The organism is Sphingorhabdus sp. (assembly GCF_040079335.1).
In the GTDB taxonomy this organism is placed as follows: Bacteria; Pseudomonadota; Alphaproteobacteria; order Sphingomonadales; family Sphingomonadaceae; genus Sphingorhabdus_B.
Genome location: NZ_JBEBKL010000029.1, coordinates 18,801 through 37,635, shown reverse-complemented (window position 1 = coordinate 37,635; position 18,835 = coordinate 18,801). Strand labels below are relative to the sequence as shown.

Sequence of the window (18,835 nt, the reverse complement as noted above, 5' to 3'; positions counted from 1 at the left end):
GTTTTATATAGTTTTATCTACTTAACCCGCTGTCAACACCTGCCGAATCGCGGGAAATGCTCACTTTGCTGCAACGCAACGATCAGACAAAAAAGAAGGCCCGCCAATCGAGGGCGGGCCGTTAACCGTGTTTACAATTTTGAAGGTGGTTTTCACCATTCGCAATGGTGCCGAATCAGGCGAGTGCAGCAACCCGCTTGGTGAGGCGGCTGAACTTGCGCGATGCCATATTTTTGTGCAGCACGCCCTTGGAAACGCCACGGGCCAGTTCGGGCTGGGCAGCAACCAATGCGGCAGCGGCAGCAGTCTTGTCACCAGCTTCGAGAGCGGCTTCGACCTTCTTGACGAAGGTGCGGATACGGCTGACGCGGTTGCCGTTAATCTCGTTGCGACGCGTGTTGCGACGGATACGCTTTTTTGCTTGCGGCGTATTGGCCATTTCAGTCCTCAAAAAATCAGATAGTTACGGGCATCCAGAACCGGAGAAAATTCTCGACCGGACCCGATGAAGCGCCGCCCTTAGCCATGCTCCACAGATTCGTCAACTGCCAATTGCCGCACTAACGCTGGCATTTCGGGCAAAAGAAGGTCGATCGGCCCGAATCAACGCGCCGTTGGACCGCTGTGCCACAGTGGCAAGATTCGCCCTCGCGGCCATAGACCCGCCAGTCCTTCGCAAAATAACCAAGCTCTCCATCGGGTGCCGCAAAATCGCGCAAGGTCGAGCCGCCTGCCCTGATCGCCGCCGCCAGCACATCCTTGATCGCAACAACCAGCTTAGCGATGCGCAGCTTGCTGATCGTAGTCGCTGGCGTAACTGGCGAAATCCCTGCCATGTGCAGCGCCTCACACACATAGATGTTGCCCAGCCCTGCTACCACCGACTGGTTGAGTAGCATCGCCTTGATCGGTGCTTTCCGGCCCTTTAGCGCAGTATAGAGCATATTTGCATCAAACGCGTCGTCCAGCGGTTCCGGCCCCATAGTCATGAAATGACGGAAGGCATCGATTTCATCGCGCCGCACAATATCGAGCGAACCGAAACGCCTATGGTCGTTCAGGGCAACCACCCTGCCCGACGCGGTTTCGAGAATGAAGTGGTCGTGTTTCTCGATTTCTTCCGGATCGACGCGCCAGCGCCCCGACATACCGAGGTGGAAGATCAATATATCATCGCGGTCGGTGTGGATCAGACCATATTTTGCCCGCCGCCCGAGGCCGGTTACGCGCGCACCCGTCAATCGCTGGCGCAGATCAACAGGGATTGGCCAACGCAGGTCGGCGCGGCGGGGTTCGGCACGCACAATCACTTCGCCGTCAAGGACAGTGCGCAGGCCGGCTACAGTGGTTTCGACTTCGGGTAATTCAGGCATCGTATTTTGCACCTATCAGCCTTTGCGGCGCGCGCAACTATCGGCTAGGGCGCTTTCCATGACCGAAACCGTCTCCTTTGGCTATGAACAGGTTAGCCCCGAAGAAAAGACCAGCCGCGTGCGCGGCGTCTTTTCGAGCGTCGCCAGCAAATATGACATCATGAACGATGCCATGTCGGGCGGGATGCACCGGCTGTGGAAAGACCAGTTCGTCCGCCGTGTGAAACCGCGCCCAGGGGAAGACATTCTGGATATGGCAGGCGGCACCGGTGACATTGCCTTTCGGCTGGAAAAGGCCGGCGCCAATGTAACCGTCAGCGACATCAACCCCGACATGCTCTCGGTCGGCATGGAACGCGCGGTCGAGCGTGGCATTGATACGCTGGTTTGGAGCGAGCAGAATGCCGAAAAGCTAAGTTTTCCCGAACGTCATTTCGACGCCTACACAATCGCCTTCGGCATAAGGAACGTCACCGACATCCCTGCCGCGCTTCGTGAAGCGCATCGCGTTCTCCGCTATGGCGGACGGTTCTACTGCCTCGAATTTTCAACCGTTGAATGGCCGGGTCTGTCGAAAGTCTATGATGTCTATTCGCATCATCTGTTGCCCAAGATGGGCAAGATGATCGCGGGCGACGAAGACAGCTATCGCTATCTCGCCGAATCGATCCGCAAATTCCCCGATATGCCGACTTTCCAACGCATGATCGGCGACGCCGGTTTTTTGCAGACCAAGGTCGAACCGATATTGGGCGGACTGGTCGCAATCCATAGCGGCTGGAAGGCTTGAAGCCCTAGCGATGACGCGCCCGACCACGCATATCCTTCGCTTGCTCAAATGGGGCCGCATATTGGCGCGCCACGGAGCGCTGCGCGGTATCGAGAAGGACCGGAACACCCCCCCGCAGGTCAAGCGGCTGTGCCGGATTGCGCGATTGGGGACGATCCAGCCGAAGGTGCCTGATTACGCGGGTGCCTTTCGCGAAATCGGGCCTGCCGCGATCAAGCTGGGGCAAACGCTCGCCACTCGCCCCGATCTGGTCGGTGAGGAAGCCGCACATAATCTGCTGACGCTGCAGGATTCGCTGCCGCCTGAAAAATTCGAGCGGATCTATGACGAGATCGACCACAGCCTCAACAAGCCTGCCTCCGAACTGTTCGAATATGTCGATCCCGAGCCGGTGGGCGCCGCCTCAATCGCACAGGTACACCGTGCTCGCACCACCGACGGGCAAGACGTTGCGGTCAAGGTATTGCGCCCCGGCATCCGTGAACAATTTGCGCGCGACATCGAAACCTATGAATGGGCAGCCGCGCATCTGGAAGCGCTGGGCGGCGAGGCCGCTCGCCTGCGACCGCAACTCGTCATTGCCAATCTGAAGCGCTGGACGCTACGCGAACTCGATCTGCGGCGCGAGGCGGCTTCGGCCTCCGAGCTCAGGGAAGCGATGGCTGCAGTTGAGGGCTATCACATCCCGACGATTGACTGGGATCGCACCTCTGGCCGCGTCCTCACGCTTGAATGGGTCGATGGCATCAAGATTTCGGATGTCGAAGCGCTGAAGGCTGCTGGACATGACACCGGCAAAATCGCGGAACGTCTGGTGCTCACATTTCTGCGCCAAGCGATTTCCGAAGGCTTTTTCCACGCCGATATGCACCAGGGCAATCTGTTCGTGCGCCCCGACGGCAGCATCGTTGCGATCGATTTCGGCATCATGGGGCGGATCAACCGGCAGGCGCGGCTATGGCTTGCCGAGATCCTCTATGGCCTAACCACCGGCAATTACCGCCGCGTCGCCGAAATCCATTTCGAGGCGCAATATGTACCGAGCTATCACAATGTCGACGAGTTCGCGACCGCGCTGCGGGCTGTAGGTGAACCGACGCGCGGCAAGCCGGTGAGCGAATTGTCGGTCGGGCAGATGCTCGACAGCTTGTTCGCAATCACGCGTGATTTCGACATGCAGACCCAGCCGCATCTGCTGTTGCTGCAAAAAACCATGGTTATGGTTGAAGGTGTGGCCACCAGTCTGAACCCGGCGATCAACATGTGGGATGTTGCCGCACCCTATGTGGGCGAATGGATTCGCGGCGAACTGGGCCCCGAAGCGGCACTTGCCGATGGCCTGCGCGACCGGATGAAAACGCTCGCGCTGATCCCCGACCTCATCAAGCGCCTTGACGATCAGCTGCCCAAAAAAGGCGGCGCCCCGCCTCCGCCGCCTTTGCCGGTGATACCACTGATGTGGGAGAAGCGGGCTGGCGGTGGCTGGTGGCGTTACGCAGGAATTGCCGTGCTTTCCGGAGCGGCTGGCGCAGCCGCCATGTGGGCGTTGGCTTGACCAACAAGATATATGCGCATATCATCTGCGCATGATTAGTCCATCGCGATTCTCGACGCCAAAAAAGCCAACCAATGTCAGTTTGCCCAGCGACCTGGTGGACGAAGCAAAGCAGCTTGGCATCAATGTATCGCAGGCTTGCGAAAGCGGACTTGCGGACAAGGTCAAAACCGCACGCGCCGAGCGTTGGCTCGAAGAAAACAGGGAATCACTTCTCGCCTGGAATGAATGGGTTAGTGAAAACGGAATGCTGTATGATGAATATCGCCAGCTCTAATGGCCCGGTTTGACGTTTATTCCGGCGCGCGCGGCAAAGGCTATCTGCTCGACTGTCAGGCCGACTTGCTGTCGATATTGTCAACGCGGGTTGTTGTGCCGCTGGTGCCAGCGTCGGGACTTCCCGTGACGCCCCGGCTCAATCCTGCCTTCAGAATCGAAGGTCAGGATTACATCATGATGACCCAGCAAGTATTTGCCATCCCAAGGGAGCGGCTCGGAAAACCAGTCACATCGCTTGAAGATGAGCAAGGGCCGATCATGAATGCGATCGACCTGCTTTTGACAGGCGTATAGACATGGCACCAAAACATATCCTCCTGATCGTTGGTGGTGGCATTGCCGCCTATAAGGCCTGCGAATTGGTGCGGTTGATCCGCAAGGCGGGGCATGCGGTGCGCTGTGTGCTGACAAAGGGCGGCGCGCAATTTGTGACGCCGTTGACGCTCGGCGCACTGTCCGAGGACAAGGTTTACACCGACCTTTTCGACCTCAAGGACGAGGCCGAGATGGGACATATCCAGCTTTCGCGGCAGGCCGACCTTGTCGTCGTCTGCCCTGCGACCGCCGATCTACTCGCAAAAATGCATGCTGGCATTGCCGATGATCTGGCGACGACCTTGTTGCTGGCGACCGACAAACCGGTGCTTGCCGTTCCGGCTATGAATGTGCGGATGTGGCAGCATCCTGCAACGCGGCGCAATGTGGCGGGACTGCGCGCGGATGGCGTGCATGTGATGGACCCCGATGCGGGCGAGATGGCGTGCGGCGAATATGGCCCCGGCCGTCTGCCCGAGGTCGAGCGGATATTTGGCGAGATCAGTCACCTGCTGACGACTGCAACGCCCGTGATGGCTGCACAGCCAGACTTTGCCGACCCCGCGCATCGCCCGCTATTCGGCAAGCGCGTGCTGGTAACTGCCGGGCCCACGCATGAGCCGATCGACCCGGTGCGCTATATCGCCAACCGTTCGTCGGGCCGGCAAGGCTTTGCGATTGCGCAGGCCGCCGCTGAATTGGGTGCGGAAGTCACCTTGGTTGCTGGCCCTGTTCATCTGACGACACCTCCGGGTGTTATCCGGATCGACGTCGAAAGCGCGCGTGAGATGCTCTCCGAGGTCGAAAAGGCCTTGCCCACCGATGTCGCGATCATGGTCGCTGCAGTTGCCGATTGGCGCGCCGCCGACGAGGCCGAACAGAAGATCAAGAAAGATGGCAACTCCGTTCCGCCGCTCGAACTGGCCGAAAATCCGGATATCCTCGCCACATTGGGCAAACATGCCAAGCGCCCTTCCCTGTTGATCGGCTTTGCTGCCGAAACCGAAAAGATTGTCGAACATGCCCAAGCCAAACTCGCCAAGAAGGGTTGCGACTGGATAGTTGCGAATGATGTATCGGGTGACGTGATGGGCGGCGCAAACAACGCGGTGCATATCGTTACCAAAACCGGCGTCGAAAGCCTGGCCGATGCGCCCAAGGACGTCATTGCCCGCAAATTGATGGAGAAGGTCGCACATGCCGTCGGACAAAGTTGAAATCAGAGTCAAGCGGCTGAACAACGGCGCCGGACTGCCCCTGCCCGTCTATGCCAGCGCAGGGGCTGCGGGCATGGATATCTGTGCAGCCGAAGCTATAACGCTCAAGCCAGGCAAGCGCGCGGCGGTGCCGACCGGCTTTGCCTTTGCCATCCCGCATGGCTACGAAATCCAGGTACGGCCCCGGTCGGGACTCGCGCTAAAGCACGGCATCACTTGCCTCAATACGCCTGGCACGATCGATTGTGATTATCGGGGCGAAGTGAAGGTCATTCTCGCCAATTTGGGTGACGAGGAGTTTGTCATCCAGCGCGGTGACCGCATCGCGCAATTGGTTGTGGCTGAAGCGCCGCAAGCAAAGGTAACCGAGGTCGATGCGCTTGACGATACCGCCCGCGGTGCCGGCGGGTTCGGTTCCACGGGGGTATGACGCTCAGCGACGAACAACTCGAACGCTACGCCCGCCACATCGTTCTTCGCGATATCGGTGGTTCAGGGCAGGTAAAACTGCTTCAAAGCCATGTGTTGCTGATCGGGGCTGGCGGGATCGGATGCCCGGCAATCCAATATCTGGCGGCGGCCGGAGTCGGCACTATCAGCGCGGTTGATGATGACGTCATTTCGCTGTCGAACCTGCAAAGGCAGGTTCTGTACAGCAAAGCCCAGATCGGAGATCCCAAGGTAGATGCGGCTGCTGAAGCTGTCAGCCGGTTGAATCCCGATGTGACTTTTCATGCTATAAAAGAGCGTATTACGGCACAAACTTCCTCTCAGATGCTAGAAGGTGTTGATGTCGTCATCGACGGCAGCGACAATTTCGCGACCCGTCTTATCGTAAACGACCTCTGCATAGCCGCACAAGTTCCGCTGGTAAGCGCCGCGATCGGGCAGTTTCACGGCCAGATCGGCACGTTCTGCGGATGGGAAACGGACGCCCCCTGCTACCGCTGTTTTGTCGGCGACGCACATGACCCTGATGAATGCGACGATTGCGCAGCGCAGGGCGTGCTCGGCGCGATGTGCGGCTTGATGGGCAGCTTTGCCGCGATGGAAGCCATCCGCGCACTGACGGGTTTTGGTGATGACACAAAAGGCAAGCTGCATATCTTCGACGGACTCAAACCGGCGATGCGGAGCTTGAACCTGCCCAAGGACCCCGAGTGCCGGAGTTGCAGCAACTAGGCGTCGAGCAGTTCCTCGACCCAGTCAGGCACAATTTCTGTTGCCGGGCCATAACGTGCATCATCGAAGAAATGACTTCCCTGTGACGGCTCCAGATTGAGCTCGAGCGTCTTTGCCCCCTGCTGTTTCGCATCGCGCACAAAACCCGCCGCAGGATAGACAGCACCAGAGGTACCAATACTGACAAACAGATCGGCGGTTCGGATTGCCGCATAGATTTCGGGCATATGATAGGGCATTTCGCCGAACCAGACCACATCGGGGCGCAGCGACGGGGTTCCGCAAATCGGGCAAGGAGGGCGATGCTGCATCGGTGCACGCCAATCGCTGCGGATCTCGCAGGCCATGCATAGCGCCTTCAAATGCTCGCCATGCATGTGGAGCAGACGCTCCGCCCCGGCGCGTTCGTGCAGGTCGTCGACATTCTGCGTTACGATCAACAGATTGCGCCCCTCCCCGCGCCAATTGCGATCGAGCTCGGCAAGTGCGAAATGCGCGTCATTGGGCTCCTTGGTCTGGATCGCCTCGCGACGCATGTCGTAAAAACGGTGAACGAGATCGGGATCGCGTTCAAACGCTTCGGGTGTCGCGACATCCTCGACCCGGTGTTTCTCCCAAAGCCCGCCTGCGTCGCGGAACGTATCGATCCCGCTTTCGGCACTAACGCCCGCGCCTGTCAGGATTACGATATTCTTCATTCTGCTCTCTGTCTCAAAATTAGCAGTCACCCCGAACTTGTTTCAAGGCCCATTTCGCCGCATAGAGCTATGGTCTCGGTAGATAAATGGATGCTGAAACACATTCAGCATGACGAGGTTGTTTGATGACTGCAATTGGTATCATCGGTTCAAAAGGTCGTATGGGTGAGGCGCTTATTGGTGCCATCCGTGAAGCTGGGCTTGAGCACGCAGGGGGCGTCGACAAGGGCGACGATATCGCCGCACTGGCGGCGGCGTCTGACGTGCTGGTCGATTTTTCCAGTCCGCACGCTTTGGAAACCAATCTGGCAGCCTGCACTTTTGCCAAAAAGCCGATTGTAATAGGGACCACAGGACTTGAAGAGCGGCACCATTGGCTGATCGACGATGCCGCGCAAGACATAGCCGTGCTGCAAACGGGCAACACGTCGCTCGGCGTTACGATGTTGGCGGCGTTGGTGAGGGAGGCCGCATCACGGCTCGGCACTGATTGGGACATCGAAATTGTCGAAATGCACCACCGCATGAAGGTTGATGCCCCGTCCGGCACGGCCCTGTTACTCGGGGAGGCTGCTGCGGCAGGGCGATATGTCGATCTTGCCGATAACAGCGAGCGTGGCCGCGACGGCATCACCGGTGCAAGAAAGGAAGGCGCCATTGGCTTTGCGTCTTTGCGCGGCGGCACTGTCGCGGGCGATCACAGCGTGATATTGGCGGGAAATGAGGAAAGCATCACCTTGTCACACCGCGCCGAAAACCGGATGATTTTTGCCCGTGGCGCGGTGAAAGCGGCGATTTGGCTGAAGGACCAGAAGCCCGGTCGCTACACCATGCCCGAAGTGCTCGGGCTCTAGCGCTAGCTAGCTGCCCCGTCGGACCAATTGCACCGGCACACGGCGATGTGTAAGCGGTTCCCCCACAATGCGGTTCAACACATTCTGGACGAGCAAATCGCCCGCCTGTTCAAAATCAGGCTCGATAGTCGTCAGCGGCGGTGACGAATAATTACCGGCGCGGATGCCGTCAAAACCGATCACCGAAACCTGTTCAGGCACCGAAACTCCGCTTTCCGATAGCGCGCGCAACACGCCAAGCGCGGTCAGGTCACAGGCGGCAAATATGCCATCAAAAGGCTGGCCCGACTGAAGCAGAGTTCGAACTGCCTCGACACCTTGCTCTTCACGCGAAAGGCTCTCATCGACTTCAATCGCTGGTGCCGATAAACCCGCTTTTCGCAACTCTTCGGCAAATCCGTCATAACGCTCGCCGAACTGGCGCTGTTGTGACGCGCGCGCGCCGATGAACACCGGATGCTTGCGTCCGGACTCGAACAGATAGCGTGCCGCGATCTGCCCACCGCCTTCATTTTCACTGCGTACCCAGCGCAAATCATCATCGGGCGCTCCCCAGCACACCCAGGCCTTGTCCGCATGATCGAGACCACGAAAATAGGCCCAGGCTTCCGGATTCTGCGTTGTTCCGATGACAATCATACCGTCCGCCTGCCGGGCATCGTCATATTGGCCAAAGAAATTGCCAGGGCTGTCCTGAAAGGAGACCAGCAGATTGTAACCCTTGGCGGCAGCCGCGGCTGCGACGCTGCCCAGCAAGGAGAAGTAGAAGGGATTGGTCTCGGTGGCACTTTCCCCTGCCCGGCCGATTAGCACCACCGCTAATGTCATCGTTTCGCCACGCCGTAACCGGGTGGCGTTCTGGTTGATGACATAACCGAGTTCCTGCGCGGCCTGCAGCACCTTGGCTCGGGTTTCATCGCTGACCTTCGGGCTGCCATTCAGCGCGCGCGACACCGTCGGCTGAGTAACGCCAGCCCGCTGTGCAACGTCAAATGCGGTGACCCGAATTGCCATATTTCACTCCCCCGATTATCAGCCTGATACACGCGTCAAAGCGGTTACATCAACTCTCGTCGGTTTATCGCCTTGGATCCGGCTGGCATGCTGAATAACATACCATCTTCGCCCACCACTATTTCACCTTTGAACCGCTTGGGCGCGTTACCCTGAAAAGCAGGGTTGAAGAAATGCGACGGGAATGGCGGAACGATATGCGTGAACACAAGTTGGCCTACACCGGCCTTGCGCGCGCTGTCCGCTGCTTCCTCGGGTGAGGCGTGATAATCGAGAATATCTCTGGTAATCTTCGCGGTATTGCCCAAGCCCTTTTTGTCGAGCGCGGCGGTCATCTTGCTCACCAGCCTGGGTTGCAGCGCTTCGTGCAGCAACAGGTCCGCGCCTTTCGCCACGCGTTCGAGCACAGCTGATTTGGCAGTGTCGCCACTGACCACAACCGACCGCCCCTTATAATCGAATCGATATCCAACTGCTGGGGAAACGGGATCGTGATCGACTTTGAAAGCGGTGACTTTCAAGCCGTCTTTCTCAAGAACAACCGCACTTTCCCCCTCGATGGCAAATGGCATAGCCGTCGCCCCTGCCCCCGAGGGTGGCACAATATCCTCACCATGATGCGCAACGCGGTAGCCATTATCCTGACTATAAGCCGCGTTGAAACCCGCAATGACGGCTTCTACGCCGGTTGGTCCGTGAACCGCTAGAGGTGCTTTGGCCGAGCTGCCTGTCCAGCGCAGCAGCATCATTGGGCCCATTCCATCGATATGATCGGAATGGAAATGCGTCAGGAACAGCCCTTCGATTTTACCATTAGGGATACCCATCAGCGAAATGTTGCGCGCCCCGCCCTCACCGGCGTCGACGACATACATGTGCTTGCCTGCGATCACCACCGTGCAGGCCCCTGCCCGATCCGCATTGGGCAGCGGTGAACCGGTTCCGCACAATGCGACATGCAGCCCGTCGGGCAGCGAGACAGTGGCGTCACGGCCTACCCGACTATTTACTGCACGTTCAAAGAGCGCGAGGCCAATCTGCTCTTGATAGTGGCGCACGGTCAACACGCCAACAGTAGCAACGCCCGCAAGTACCAACAGCCATTTGGTTGAAGTCTTCATCGCTTGATCCTCTCCCCCTTTTTCAACAATGCGCCACGCGACAGATTGTTACAAATTGTGGCAATTATGCCGCGCTTGTCGAAGTTTTTATGATTCTACACTTAAGCCGATTGCAGGCTGAAGACAGTCTGGTTACAGCTGCAACCAGTGCAAAATGCACCAATATAACAATAATACAAGGATGGCTTGCCGTCCCCACTCCCAAAGAAGTTAGCCGATCTCCGGCACATTTGTGATGATCAAGTGGAGAGTTAAATTATGAAGTTTGCACATACTGCAGTGCGCGCAGCACTGCTGTCGACGATTAGCGTCGCCTCAATCGGGCTTGCTACGACAGCTCATGCGCAAGACGAAAGCGTCGAAGCAACCGACGCAGTGACGGCTGAAGAAGACGTCGCCTTTGACGAAATTATCGTGACTGCAACGCGCCGTGACCAGGCTGCGCAGGACGTTCCCCTTGCTGTGAGCGTTGTCGCTGGTGTGCAGCTTGCCAATGCCGGTATCGTCGATATCCGTGGCATCCAGCAGCTTGCCCCGTCGCTGAAAACCACCACCGGCCAGTCGTCGGCTACCGGCGCGGTCCTGACTATTCGCGGTATCGGCACGGCAGGTGACAACCCCGGCTTTGAACCCGCCGTGGGCGTGTTCATCGACGGTGTTTTCCGCGCGCGCGCAGGTGTTGCACTTTCCGAACTGCCCCCCATCGACCGCGTCGAAGTGTTGCGTGGCCCCCAAGGAACGCTGTTCGGCCGTAACACCTCTGCCGGTGCGCTCAACATCACCACCACCAAGCCGAAATTCGAACTCGGCGGCTATGCCGAACTCAGCTACGGCAATCTCGATGAAATCGAAGCCAAGGCTGGCGTAACTGGCCCGGTTTCGGAACAGGTCGCGCTGCGCCTCGACGGCGGCTATCACAAGCGTGACGGCTATATCAAACTCGCCAACGAAGACGGCCGCGTTAACAATATCAACCGCTGGTTCGCCCGCGGACAGGCCTATTTCGAAAGTGACGACATCAACTTCCGCCTGATCGCGGACATCGCCAAGACCAATGAAGATTGCTGCGGCGCTTTGAACACAGGCAGCGGTTTTGTTCTGCCGCTGACCAGCACCAACAACGCCATCGCTTTCATCGGCAGCAATGCGATTGAAGCCCTTTCGGCCAACCCGCTGGCCGGCGGTGCAGTCGGCCGTGACGGCATCGTCCGTCCGTTCGATGCCAAAGGTCGGATCATGGCGACAACACCGGGCCGTGGTCTGACCGAAAAGGTTGACGAATGGGGCGTTTCGGGCGAGTTGAATTGGGATTTTGGTGGTGCAACGCTTACCTCAATCACAGCCTATCGCGACTGGAAAGCGATGCGCGATCAAGACGTCGACTTCTCGGGTCTCGATCGTGCCTATCGCGATGATTACCGCACCGGCATGAAGGACTTTACCCAAGAGCTTCGCTTGCAGGGTTCGGCCTTTGACGACAAGGTCGATTGGCTGGTTGGCGCATTCTACATGAATGAAAAGCTGACCATGACCGACACGATCCGTTTCGGTGCGCAGGCTGACCAATATACCGACGCCGTCATCAACGGCCTGACCCGTTCGACTGCGCTGCCCACCGGCTTGCAGTTGTTTGGCACGCTGGGTGCTGGCGTTCCGCTGTTCGGTCAAGTTGCGCTTGCTACCAACCCGACGCTGCTCGCAGCCGCTCTGGGCAACCCGGCATTGTTCGCGCTGTTCAACAGCCCGCTGCCCCGCACCCCGGCTGGCGCCGGTCAGACAGCCGACAAATATCGCGTCGATACCAACGCGATTGCGCTGTTCACGCACAACATCATCAACATCAGCGACAGCCTGTCACTGACGCTGGGTCTGCGTTACAACTACGAAAAGAAGAATATCGATACCGATCTGAACTCGACCGTCCCGGCCTGTTCCTTCTTCCAGAACCCGGCGACGCTGCCCTATCGTCAGGCACTTCAGGGCGCTGGACTGTTTGGCGGCGCCTATCTGCTTGGCTGCAACCCAGCGGTGAACAGCGAATTCAACGGCATCCAGTCGGACAAGCGCAGCGAAAGCGAATTCACCGGCACCGCGCGTATCGCCTATAAGGTGAACGAAGATGTCTTGTTGTTCGGTGGTTATGACCGTGGCTACAAGTCGGGCGGTTACAATCTCGACCGTGCCGGTTTCGATTCAGTTCTGCTCGGCGGCAACGGCGCGCAGCTCACTGATCTGGAGTTCGGCAATGAATCGGTTGACGCATTCGAAGTCGGCCTGAAAACTAACTTCACCCGCGAATTCCAGTTCAACGCATCGCTCTTCTATTCGAAGTTCAAAAACTACCAGTCGAACCGTTTCCTCGGAAACAACTTCGTCGTGCTGAACTATGACAAGCTGGTGTCGCAGGGTGTCGAGCTGGAAAGCATCATCCGTCCGCATCCCGATTTCGTCATCAACATGGGCTACACCTATCTTGATGCGAAGGTGACCGATCCAGCTGCTGGCACTGACAATGGTGCGCAGGCGTCAAACCAGCCCAAGCACGCGATCACTGGCGGCATCACCTGGACGCCGCAGATCAGCGATGGTGTGAACGGCCTGATCCACGCCGACTGGCGCTACAACAGCGATCACTATCCGATCAACGATCCGGTTGGACGGCCTTTCACCGGCAACGACGGATACGGCATCGTCAACCTGCGGGCTGGTGTCAATTTCGGCGATGGCAAATATAGCGTTGAAGGCTATGTCGAAAACCTCTTCGACACCTATTACAACATTACGGCCTTCCCGATCCCGGAACAGGGCAACAGCTTTGCTGTCTATCCCGCTCCGCCGCGCTTCTATGGTGTGAAGCTTGGCGTAAAGTTCTGATAAAATCCTGCCCGCTTCGGCGGGCAGTCAATAAAAAAGCGGCGCTCCGGTTGACCGAAGCGCCGCTTTTTTGTTGCCGCTTGTTTGAGCGAAGTACCGAATAGACTCAATTGTTCTGAAGTGCGATGATCAAAGGTGTCGTCAACAGCGGAACAATCTGCAACGCATCCTTGAACAAGCGACGGGCTTGCGAGTCCCCGACAACTACTACGTCATTCGCAAACACTTCCGGATCCTCGTAATTGCCGCGACGAATTGCCTTAAGGTTATACAACGCCGCCAATTGCTGACCTTTGACGGTTCGGAATATCACAACGTCGTCAAGCTTTGCGAATTCGGCAGTCCCTTCTGCGGTTGCAACCGCACGCATCAGCGTCATTTTTCCGACGACCGGATAGAGCCCAGGCCGTTTCACCTGTCCATCAACGGTAATAACCTGGCTGACGGTTTCTTTCAGGTTCACGGTGACTTGCGGGTCGCGGACATAGCGTGATCGCAAGCGGCTCTCGATTTCTTCCTCAATCTCGCCCGGCGTTTTACCTGCTGCTTCAATCACACCGGCCAGCGGGAACGAAATGCGTCCGCTCGCATCTGTTTGGATCTCTTTTTTGCTAAGCTCCTCAATACCGAATACGTCGATCATCAGTTTATCGAAGGGTCCGATCAGATAAGGGCGCGATTCGGACAGCAGATCGCTACGATCAGGAGCCGGTAGTTCGCTGGAATTCATGACCGTGATATTTTGCGCGCCACCCAAGGAGCCCGGCCCGGCACACGCGGACAAAAGAACCAGCGCAATAAGAGGTGAAGCTATTTTTATCATCATTCCAGTTCCCGAAAATACATCGTCACCTGCTAGACTAAGCGGACAGCGGCTTCCAGCCCGATTTTCCGCATTGCATGTCGATTAGGACATTTCACAACCCTTAACACGCGCATTAGTATGAATTTGAGGCCTATCGCGCTAAAGCGCAGAGATGAATAACAAACCTGTTATCTCGGTGATCTTTGGCACACGTCCGGAAGCGATCAAGCTGTTCCCGGTTGTACATGCCTTGCGCGCGCGCGCGGATGTCGACGCCCGGGTACTCATAACCGACAATACGGTTATCGATGCGCTGTATTGGGTGACGTCCAAGATTGAAGCACAACCGAAACTGGCGGCCGGCCTTGCCGAGTATGACGCAAGATTTGCGGGAAAGCGGATCATTGGCGTCACCACCCATCGCCGCGAAAATTTCGGCGAAGGCATGGAAAATATCGCGGCGGCGCTGGAGCAGATTGCCGCGCGTGACGATGTGGCCATCATCTTCCCGGTACATTTGAACCCCAATGTCCGCAAAGTCATGGACGCCCGTCTGGGTGCCAATCGCAATATTGCGATGATCGAGCCGCTCGACTATCCGCACTTCGCCCATCTGCTAGCCATCAGCCATATCATGCTGACCGACAGCGGTGGGGTGCAGGAAGAGGCGCCAGCGCTTGGCAAACCGGTGCTGGTCATGCGCGACACAACCGAGCGCCCTGAAGGCGTCACAGCGGGCACCGCCAAGCTGGTCGGCACCGACAAGGATCGTATCATTTCCGAAATTTTCACGCTTCTCGACGATGAAGCGGCCTATTCAACCATGGCGCGCGCGCACAATCCCTTCGGGGATGGCAAGGCGGCCATTCGCATAGCAGGACTGGTAGCTGATGCTTGTCGATAAAAAACTCGATGTCTGCGTGATGGGACTTGGCTATATCGGCCTGCCGACCGCCGCCGTGATTGCCCGTTCGGGCTGCCGCGTGCTGGGCGTCGATGTACACCAGCATGTCGTCGATACGATCAACCGTGGCGAAATTCATATCGAGGAAGTCGATCTCGACGGTCTGGTGCAGGGGGTGGTCCAGCGCAAGCTGCTCCGCGCATCGACAATGGTCGAGCCTGCCGATGTTTTCGTCATCGCCGTGCCGACCCCCTTTGGCGAAAACCATGCGCCCGATATAAGTTATGTCTTGTCTGCCGCCACCAGCATCGCGGCAGCCCTTAAGGCAGGCGATACGGTGATTGTCGAATCGACCTCGCCTGTCGGCACCACCGACCGGGTGAAAGATCTAATCGCTCAGTTGCGACCTGATCTGAAAGTTCCCGGCGTCACGACCGAAACGCCAGACATTGCCATCGCCTATTGCCCCGAACGCGTGCTTCCGGGCAAAATCCTTGAAGAGCTGATTTCAAATGACCGCTCGATCGGGGGGATAACTCCGCGTTGCGCACGCAAGGCGCTGTCTTTCTACAAGCGCTTCGTACGTGGCGAATGCGTGACTACAGATGCCCGTTCAGCGGAAATGACCAAGCTGGTCGAAAATGCCTTTCGCGACGTCAACATCGCCTTTGCCAACGAATTGTCGATTGTCGCCGACCAGATGGGGCTCGACGTCTGGGAAGTCATCCGCCTCGCCAATCGCCACCCGCGCGTCAACATCTTGCAGCCAGGCCCCGGCGTCGGCGGCCATTGCATCGCGGTCGACCCCTGGTTCATCGTCCACGGCGCGCCCGAACACACCCCGCTGATCCGCACCGCGCGTGAGGTGAATGATGGCAAGGTCGACCATGTCATCGCTCAGGCGACCGCGCTGATTGAAGCCAATCCGGGTAAGGCCGTCGGGCTGCTAGGGCTGGCCTTCAAGGCCAATATTGACGATTTCCGCGAAAGCCCCGCGAAGAAGGTAGCGGCCGCACTCGCGCTTAAATTCGGCAATCGGGTATATGTGGTCGAGCCCTATGCAGCCGCGCTGCCCAAGGAATTCGACGGCAGTGGCGCCACACTGACCGACATCGACAGCGCGCTGCTTGATTGCCAAATATTGATCCCATTGGTGGACCATGATGCGTTCAAGGCAATTCCACTTGCTGAACGCACCACGAAGCTTGTTTACGACACGCGAGGGATTTGGCCGGATCAACCGGGAATAAATGTACCTGCTCAACCGTTACGTTCTGTAGACTGAGACGCAGCGGCCTTGCAGCCAAACGAAGCACGAATTAAGGCGCTGCACGTGGCTTAATAGACAGAAAGTTTAGTATGAAAATCGCAATGATCGGTTCGGGCTATGTCGGCCTTGTGTCGGGCGCCTGTTTTGCCGATTTTGGGCACGATGTGATCTGTGTCGACAAGGACCAGAGCAAGATCGACCGGTTGAACGCCAATGTCATGCCGATTTATGAACCCGGGCTTGAGGCGTTGGTTAAGACCAATGTCGATGCAGGGCGGCTGAGTTTCTCGATCAATCTGGAAGCCTCGGTCAAAGATTGTGACGCGGTGTTTATCGCCGTCGGCACGCCCTCGCGCCGCGGCGACGGCCATGCGGATTTGAGCTATGTTTATGCAGCAGCCAAGGAAATTGGCGCCGCCATCGGATCCAAAACCGTGGTTGTCACCAAATCAACCGTTCCGGTGGGGACAGGCGACGAGGTTGAACGGATCATCCACGACGTGCGACCTGATCTGGAGTTCGAAGTCGTCTCCAACCCCGAATTCCTGCGCGAGGGTGCCGCCATCGGCGATTTCAAGCGGCCTGACCGCATCGTCGTTGGCACCGATGTCGAATGGGCACGCGAGGTGATGCGTGCTGTCTATCGCCCCCTGTTTCTCAACGAATCGCCGATCCTGTTCACCAGCCGCCGTTCCTCGGAGCTCATCAAATATGCGGCCAACGCCTTTCTGGCGACCAAGATCACTTTCATCAATGAAATGGCCGATCTGTGCGAGAAACTTGGTGCCAATGTGCAGGATGTCTCGCGCGGGATCGGGCTCGACAACCGCATCGGCAGCAAGTTCCTCCACGCCGGCCCCGGCTATGGCGGCAGTTGCTTTCCCAAGGACACGCTCGCACTGCTCAAGACCGCGCAGGACAATGACACGCCGGTGCGTATCGTTGAGGCCGTGGTGCAGGCGAATGACCTCAGAAAACGCGCAATGGGCCGCAAGATCGTCAATGCCCTCGGCGGCGACGCGCGCGGCAAGAAGGTTGCGCTGTTTGGCCTGACCTTCAAGCCCAATACCGATGACATGCGCGATGCACCCTCGATCGCCATCGTCCAGACGCTGATTGACGCAGGCGCAGACGTTTACGCCCATGACCCCGAAGGCATGGCGGAAGCTGCGAAGATGTTGCCCCAGGTGAAGATGGCCGACAGCGCCTATGCCGCCGCAGCGGGCGCCGATGCGGTTGCCATCGTCACCGAATGGGATGCCTATCGCGCGCTCGATCTTGCCAAGTTGAAGGCGGCGATGAAAGGCGACGTCCTAGTTGACCTGCGCAACATCTACCGCCCCGAAGAAAGCGCCAAGGCCGGCTTCGACTATTACAGCGTCGGGCGGTAACCCCTTACGCTAAAGGCCGAGCACCAGCTTGGCCATGATGTTGCGCTGGATCTCGTTCGAGCCGCCATAAATCGATGCTGCACGACCGTTGAAATAGCGCGCGGTGGCCGTCAGCGCGCTTTCGGGACCAACATAGCCTTCGTTGCTGCCTGCCTGCCGCGCTGCATACTGATAGGGTGCTGCGTAAATGCCTGCGACATCGACCGCCAGTTCCTGAATCCTTTGCTGGCACTCGGTGCCCTGCACCTTGAGCATCGACGAGGCCGGGCCGGGATCGCGCCCTTCACCTATCGCCGCCAGCACCATATCCTCGACTGCGTGGATCGTGCGTACCTGTGAATCGAGTTCTGCAAAGCGACGGCGGATGGCGGGATCGCCTAGCATCTCGGCTTCTTTCGCCGACGCACGCACTTCGGCCAGCGCCTCGATCAACCCGGCGGCATAGGCAGCCGCGCGTTCATATTCGAGCAGCGTTTTCGCAACCGTCCAGCCCTTCCCCTCGTCACCGAGCCGGTTCGACTTGGGCACGCGGACATTGTCGAAAAACACCTGATTGAAATCATGGTCGCCCGCGATTGAGATGATCGGCTTCACCGTCAAACCCGGCGTAGCCATTTCGAGTAACAAGAAGGTAATACCCTCTTGCGGGCGCCCGTCGCGGTTGGTGCGCACGAGGCAGAACATGTGATTGGCGACATGGGCATGGGTCGTCCAGATTTTCGACCCGTTGAGCACATAATCGTCGCCATCGCTGTCGGCACGCAATTGCAGTGCTGCAAGATCAGAGCCTGCTTGCGGTTCGCTATAGCCCTGGCACCAATAATGCTCACCCGCGAGCAGCCTGGGCAGATAATAGCCTTTCTGCGCCTCGCTGCCATATTTCATGATCACCGGCGCGACCATTTTGAGGCCCATCGGGGCAAGACTTGGTGCCCCTGCCCGCGCGCATTCCGATGAAAAGATGTAGCGCTGTGCCTCGTTCCAGCCGGTTCCGCCCCGCTCGACCGGCCAGTGCGGTGCGACCCAGCCCTTGCGCAGCAGGATCGCCTGCCATGCCAGGTTGAATTCCTTTTCGACAAACACACTGGTCGCGCGATTGTGCGCCTGCCGCAGTTCGGGCGGTAGATTCTCGGATAGCCAGCCGCGCACTTCGGCGCGAAAGGCGTTCAGGTCGATCTGGGCCTCGCTCATCG

At 58.1% G+C, this 18,835-nt stretch carries 18 protein-coding genes and 1 pseudogene; 12 read left to right on the top strand and 7 right to left on the bottom strand.

The window, feature by feature from the left end; translation table 11 throughout:
* Positions 1-175: 175 nt before the first annotated feature.
* Together rpsT and mutM are read right to left on the bottom strand one after the other, a co-directional pair.
* Positions 176-439 (bottom strand): 30S ribosomal protein S20, encoded by a 264-nt coding sequence (gene rpsT, locus ABL922_RS09470; protein WP_349023968.1) that lies wholly within the window; start codon positions 437-439, stop codon positions 176-178.
* 121 nt (positions 440-560) lie between these two features.
* Complete coding sequence (mutM, locus tag ABL922_RS09465; protein WP_349023967.1) at positions 561-1,373, bottom strand: bifunctional DNA-formamidopyrimidine glycosylase/DNA-(apurinic or apyrimidinic site) lyase; 813 nt, start codon at positions 1,371-1,373, stop codon at positions 561-563.
* Positions 1,374-1,431: 58 nt separating this feature from the next.
* Between mutM and ABL922_RS09460 the strand changes: the two genes are divergently transcribed.
* From ABL922_RS09460 to ABL922_RS09430, 7 genes are read left to right on the top strand one after another with little or no spacing between them, the layout of a single operon-like run.
* Positions 1,432-2,163 carry a class I SAM-dependent methyltransferase gene (locus ABL922_RS09460; RefSeq protein WP_349023966.1) on the top strand — a complete coding sequence of 244 codons (732 nt, stop codon included), beginning with the start codon at positions 1,432-1,434 and terminating at the stop codon, positions 2,161-2,163.
* A 10-nt stretch (positions 2,164-2,173) separates the two neighbouring features.
* The gene (gene ubiB, locus ABL922_RS09455) at positions 2,174-3,718 is read left to right on the top strand and encodes a 2-polyprenylphenol 6-hydroxylase (protein WP_349023965.1); all 1,545 of its coding nucleotides are present in this window, start codon (positions 2,174-2,176) and stop codon (positions 3,716-3,718) included.
* A gap of 31 nt (positions 3,719-3,749) precedes the next feature.
* Positions 3,750-3,995 (top strand): type II toxin-antitoxin system CcdA family antitoxin, encoded by a 246-nt coding sequence (locus ABL922_RS09450; protein WP_349023964.1) that lies wholly within the window; start codon positions 3,750-3,752, stop codon positions 3,993-3,995.
* Positions 3,995-4,291 (top strand): CcdB family protein, encoded by a 297-nt coding sequence (locus tag ABL922_RS09445; protein ID WP_349023963.1) that lies wholly within the window; start codon positions 3,995-3,997, stop codon positions 4,289-4,291. The genes ABL922_RS09450 and ABL922_RS09445 overlap by 1 nt, the downstream gene beginning before the upstream one ends.
* A gap of 2 nt (positions 4,292-4,293) precedes the next feature.
* The gene (coaBC, locus tag ABL922_RS09440) at positions 4,294-5,529 is read left to right on the top strand and encodes a bifunctional phosphopantothenoylcysteine decarboxylase/phosphopantothenate--cysteine ligase CoaBC (RefSeq protein WP_349023962.1); all 1,236 of its coding nucleotides are present in this window, start codon (positions 4,294-4,296) and stop codon (positions 5,527-5,529) included.
* The gene (dut, locus tag ABL922_RS09435; protein ID WP_349023961.1) at positions 5,510-5,959 is read left to right on the top strand and encodes a dUTP diphosphatase; all 450 of its coding nucleotides are present in this window, start codon (positions 5,510-5,512) and stop codon (positions 5,957-5,959) included. The genes coaBC and dut overlap by 20 nt, the downstream gene beginning before the upstream one ends.
* A complete protein-coding gene (locus ABL922_RS09430; protein ID WP_349023960.1) occupies positions 5,956-6,711 on the top strand; it encodes a HesA/MoeB/ThiF family protein in 756 nt (251 codons plus the stop codon). Before dut ends, ABL922_RS09430 begins: the two co-directional genes overlap by 4 nt.
* Here the strand turns inward: ABL922_RS09430 and ABL922_RS09425 are convergent.
* The gene (locus ABL922_RS09425) at positions 6,708-7,409 is read right to left on the bottom strand and encodes an NAD-dependent deacylase (RefSeq protein ID WP_349023959.1); all 702 of its coding nucleotides are present in this window, start codon (positions 7,407-7,409) and stop codon (positions 6,708-6,710) included. The genes ABL922_RS09430 and ABL922_RS09425 overlap by 4 nt on opposite strands.
* A gap of 125 nt (positions 7,410-7,534) precedes the next feature.
* Between ABL922_RS09425 and dapB the strand changes: the two genes are divergently transcribed.
* The gene (gene dapB / locus ABL922_RS09420) at positions 7,535-8,263 is read left to right on the top strand and encodes a 4-hydroxy-tetrahydrodipicolinate reductase (protein WP_349023958.1); all 729 of its coding nucleotides are present in this window, start codon (positions 7,535-7,537) and stop codon (positions 8,261-8,263) included.
* A gap of 6 nt (positions 8,264-8,269) precedes the next feature.
* Here dapB and ABL922_RS09415 read toward each other — a convergent pair whose 3' ends face one another.
* Together ABL922_RS09415 and ABL922_RS09410 are read right to left on the bottom strand one after the other, a co-directional pair.
* A complete protein-coding gene (locus ABL922_RS09415) occupies positions 8,270-9,277 on the bottom strand; it encodes a LacI family DNA-binding transcriptional regulator (protein WP_349023957.1) in 1,008 nt (335 codons plus the stop codon).
* A gap of 44 nt (positions 9,278-9,321) precedes the next feature.
* The gene (locus ABL922_RS09410; protein ID WP_349023956.1) at positions 9,322-10,398 is read right to left on the bottom strand and encodes an MBL fold metallo-hydrolase; all 1,077 of its coding nucleotides are present in this window, start codon (positions 10,396-10,398) and stop codon (positions 9,322-9,324) included.
* Positions 10,399-10,656: 258 nt separating this feature from the next.
* Here ABL922_RS09410 and ABL922_RS09405 point away from each other — a divergent pair, with 258 nt between their 5' ends.
* Positions 10,657-13,272, top strand: a complete 2,616-nt coding sequence (locus tag ABL922_RS09405; protein ID WP_349023955.1) for a TonB-dependent receptor — start codon at positions 10,657-10,659, stop codon at positions 13,270-13,272.
* A gap of 106 nt (positions 13,273-13,378) precedes the next feature.
* Here the strand turns inward: ABL922_RS09405 and ABL922_RS09400 are convergent, their stop codons facing one another.
* The gene (locus ABL922_RS09400) at positions 13,379-14,098 is read right to left on the bottom strand and encodes a polysaccharide biosynthesis/export family protein (RefSeq protein WP_349023954.1); all 720 of its coding nucleotides are present in this window, start codon (positions 14,096-14,098) and stop codon (positions 13,379-13,381) included.
* A 253-nt stretch (positions 14,099-14,351) separates the two neighbouring features.
* Here ABL922_RS09400 and wecB point away from each other — a divergent pair.
* The 3 genes and pseudogenes from wecB to ABL922_RS09385 all read left to right on the top strand — a co-directional run.
* Positions 14,352-14,981: pseudogene (wecB, locus tag ABL922_RS09395) on the top strand (UDP-N-acetylglucosamine 2-epimerase (non-hydrolyzing)); the annotation flags it as partial.
* Positions 14,968-16,266, top strand: a complete 1,299-nt coding sequence (gene wecC / locus ABL922_RS09390) for a UDP-N-acetyl-D-mannosamine dehydrogenase (RefSeq protein ID WP_349023953.1) — start codon at positions 14,968-14,970, stop codon at positions 16,264-16,266. The pseudogene wecB and the gene wecC, both read left to right, overlap by 14 nt.
* A gap of 74 nt (positions 16,267-16,340) precedes the next feature.
* The gene (locus tag ABL922_RS09385) at positions 16,341-17,642 is read left to right on the top strand and encodes a UDP-glucose/GDP-mannose dehydrogenase family protein (protein WP_349023952.1); all 1,302 of its coding nucleotides are present in this window, start codon (positions 16,341-16,343) and stop codon (positions 17,640-17,642) included.
* A 9-nt stretch (positions 17,643-17,651) separates the two neighbouring features.
* Here ABL922_RS09385 and ABL922_RS09380 read toward each other — a convergent pair whose 3' ends face one another.
* Complete coding sequence (locus ABL922_RS09380) at positions 17,652-18,833, bottom strand: acyl-CoA dehydrogenase family protein (RefSeq protein WP_349023951.1); 1,182 nt, start codon at positions 18,831-18,833, stop codon at positions 17,652-17,654.
* Positions 18,834-18,835: the final 2 nt, after the last annotated feature.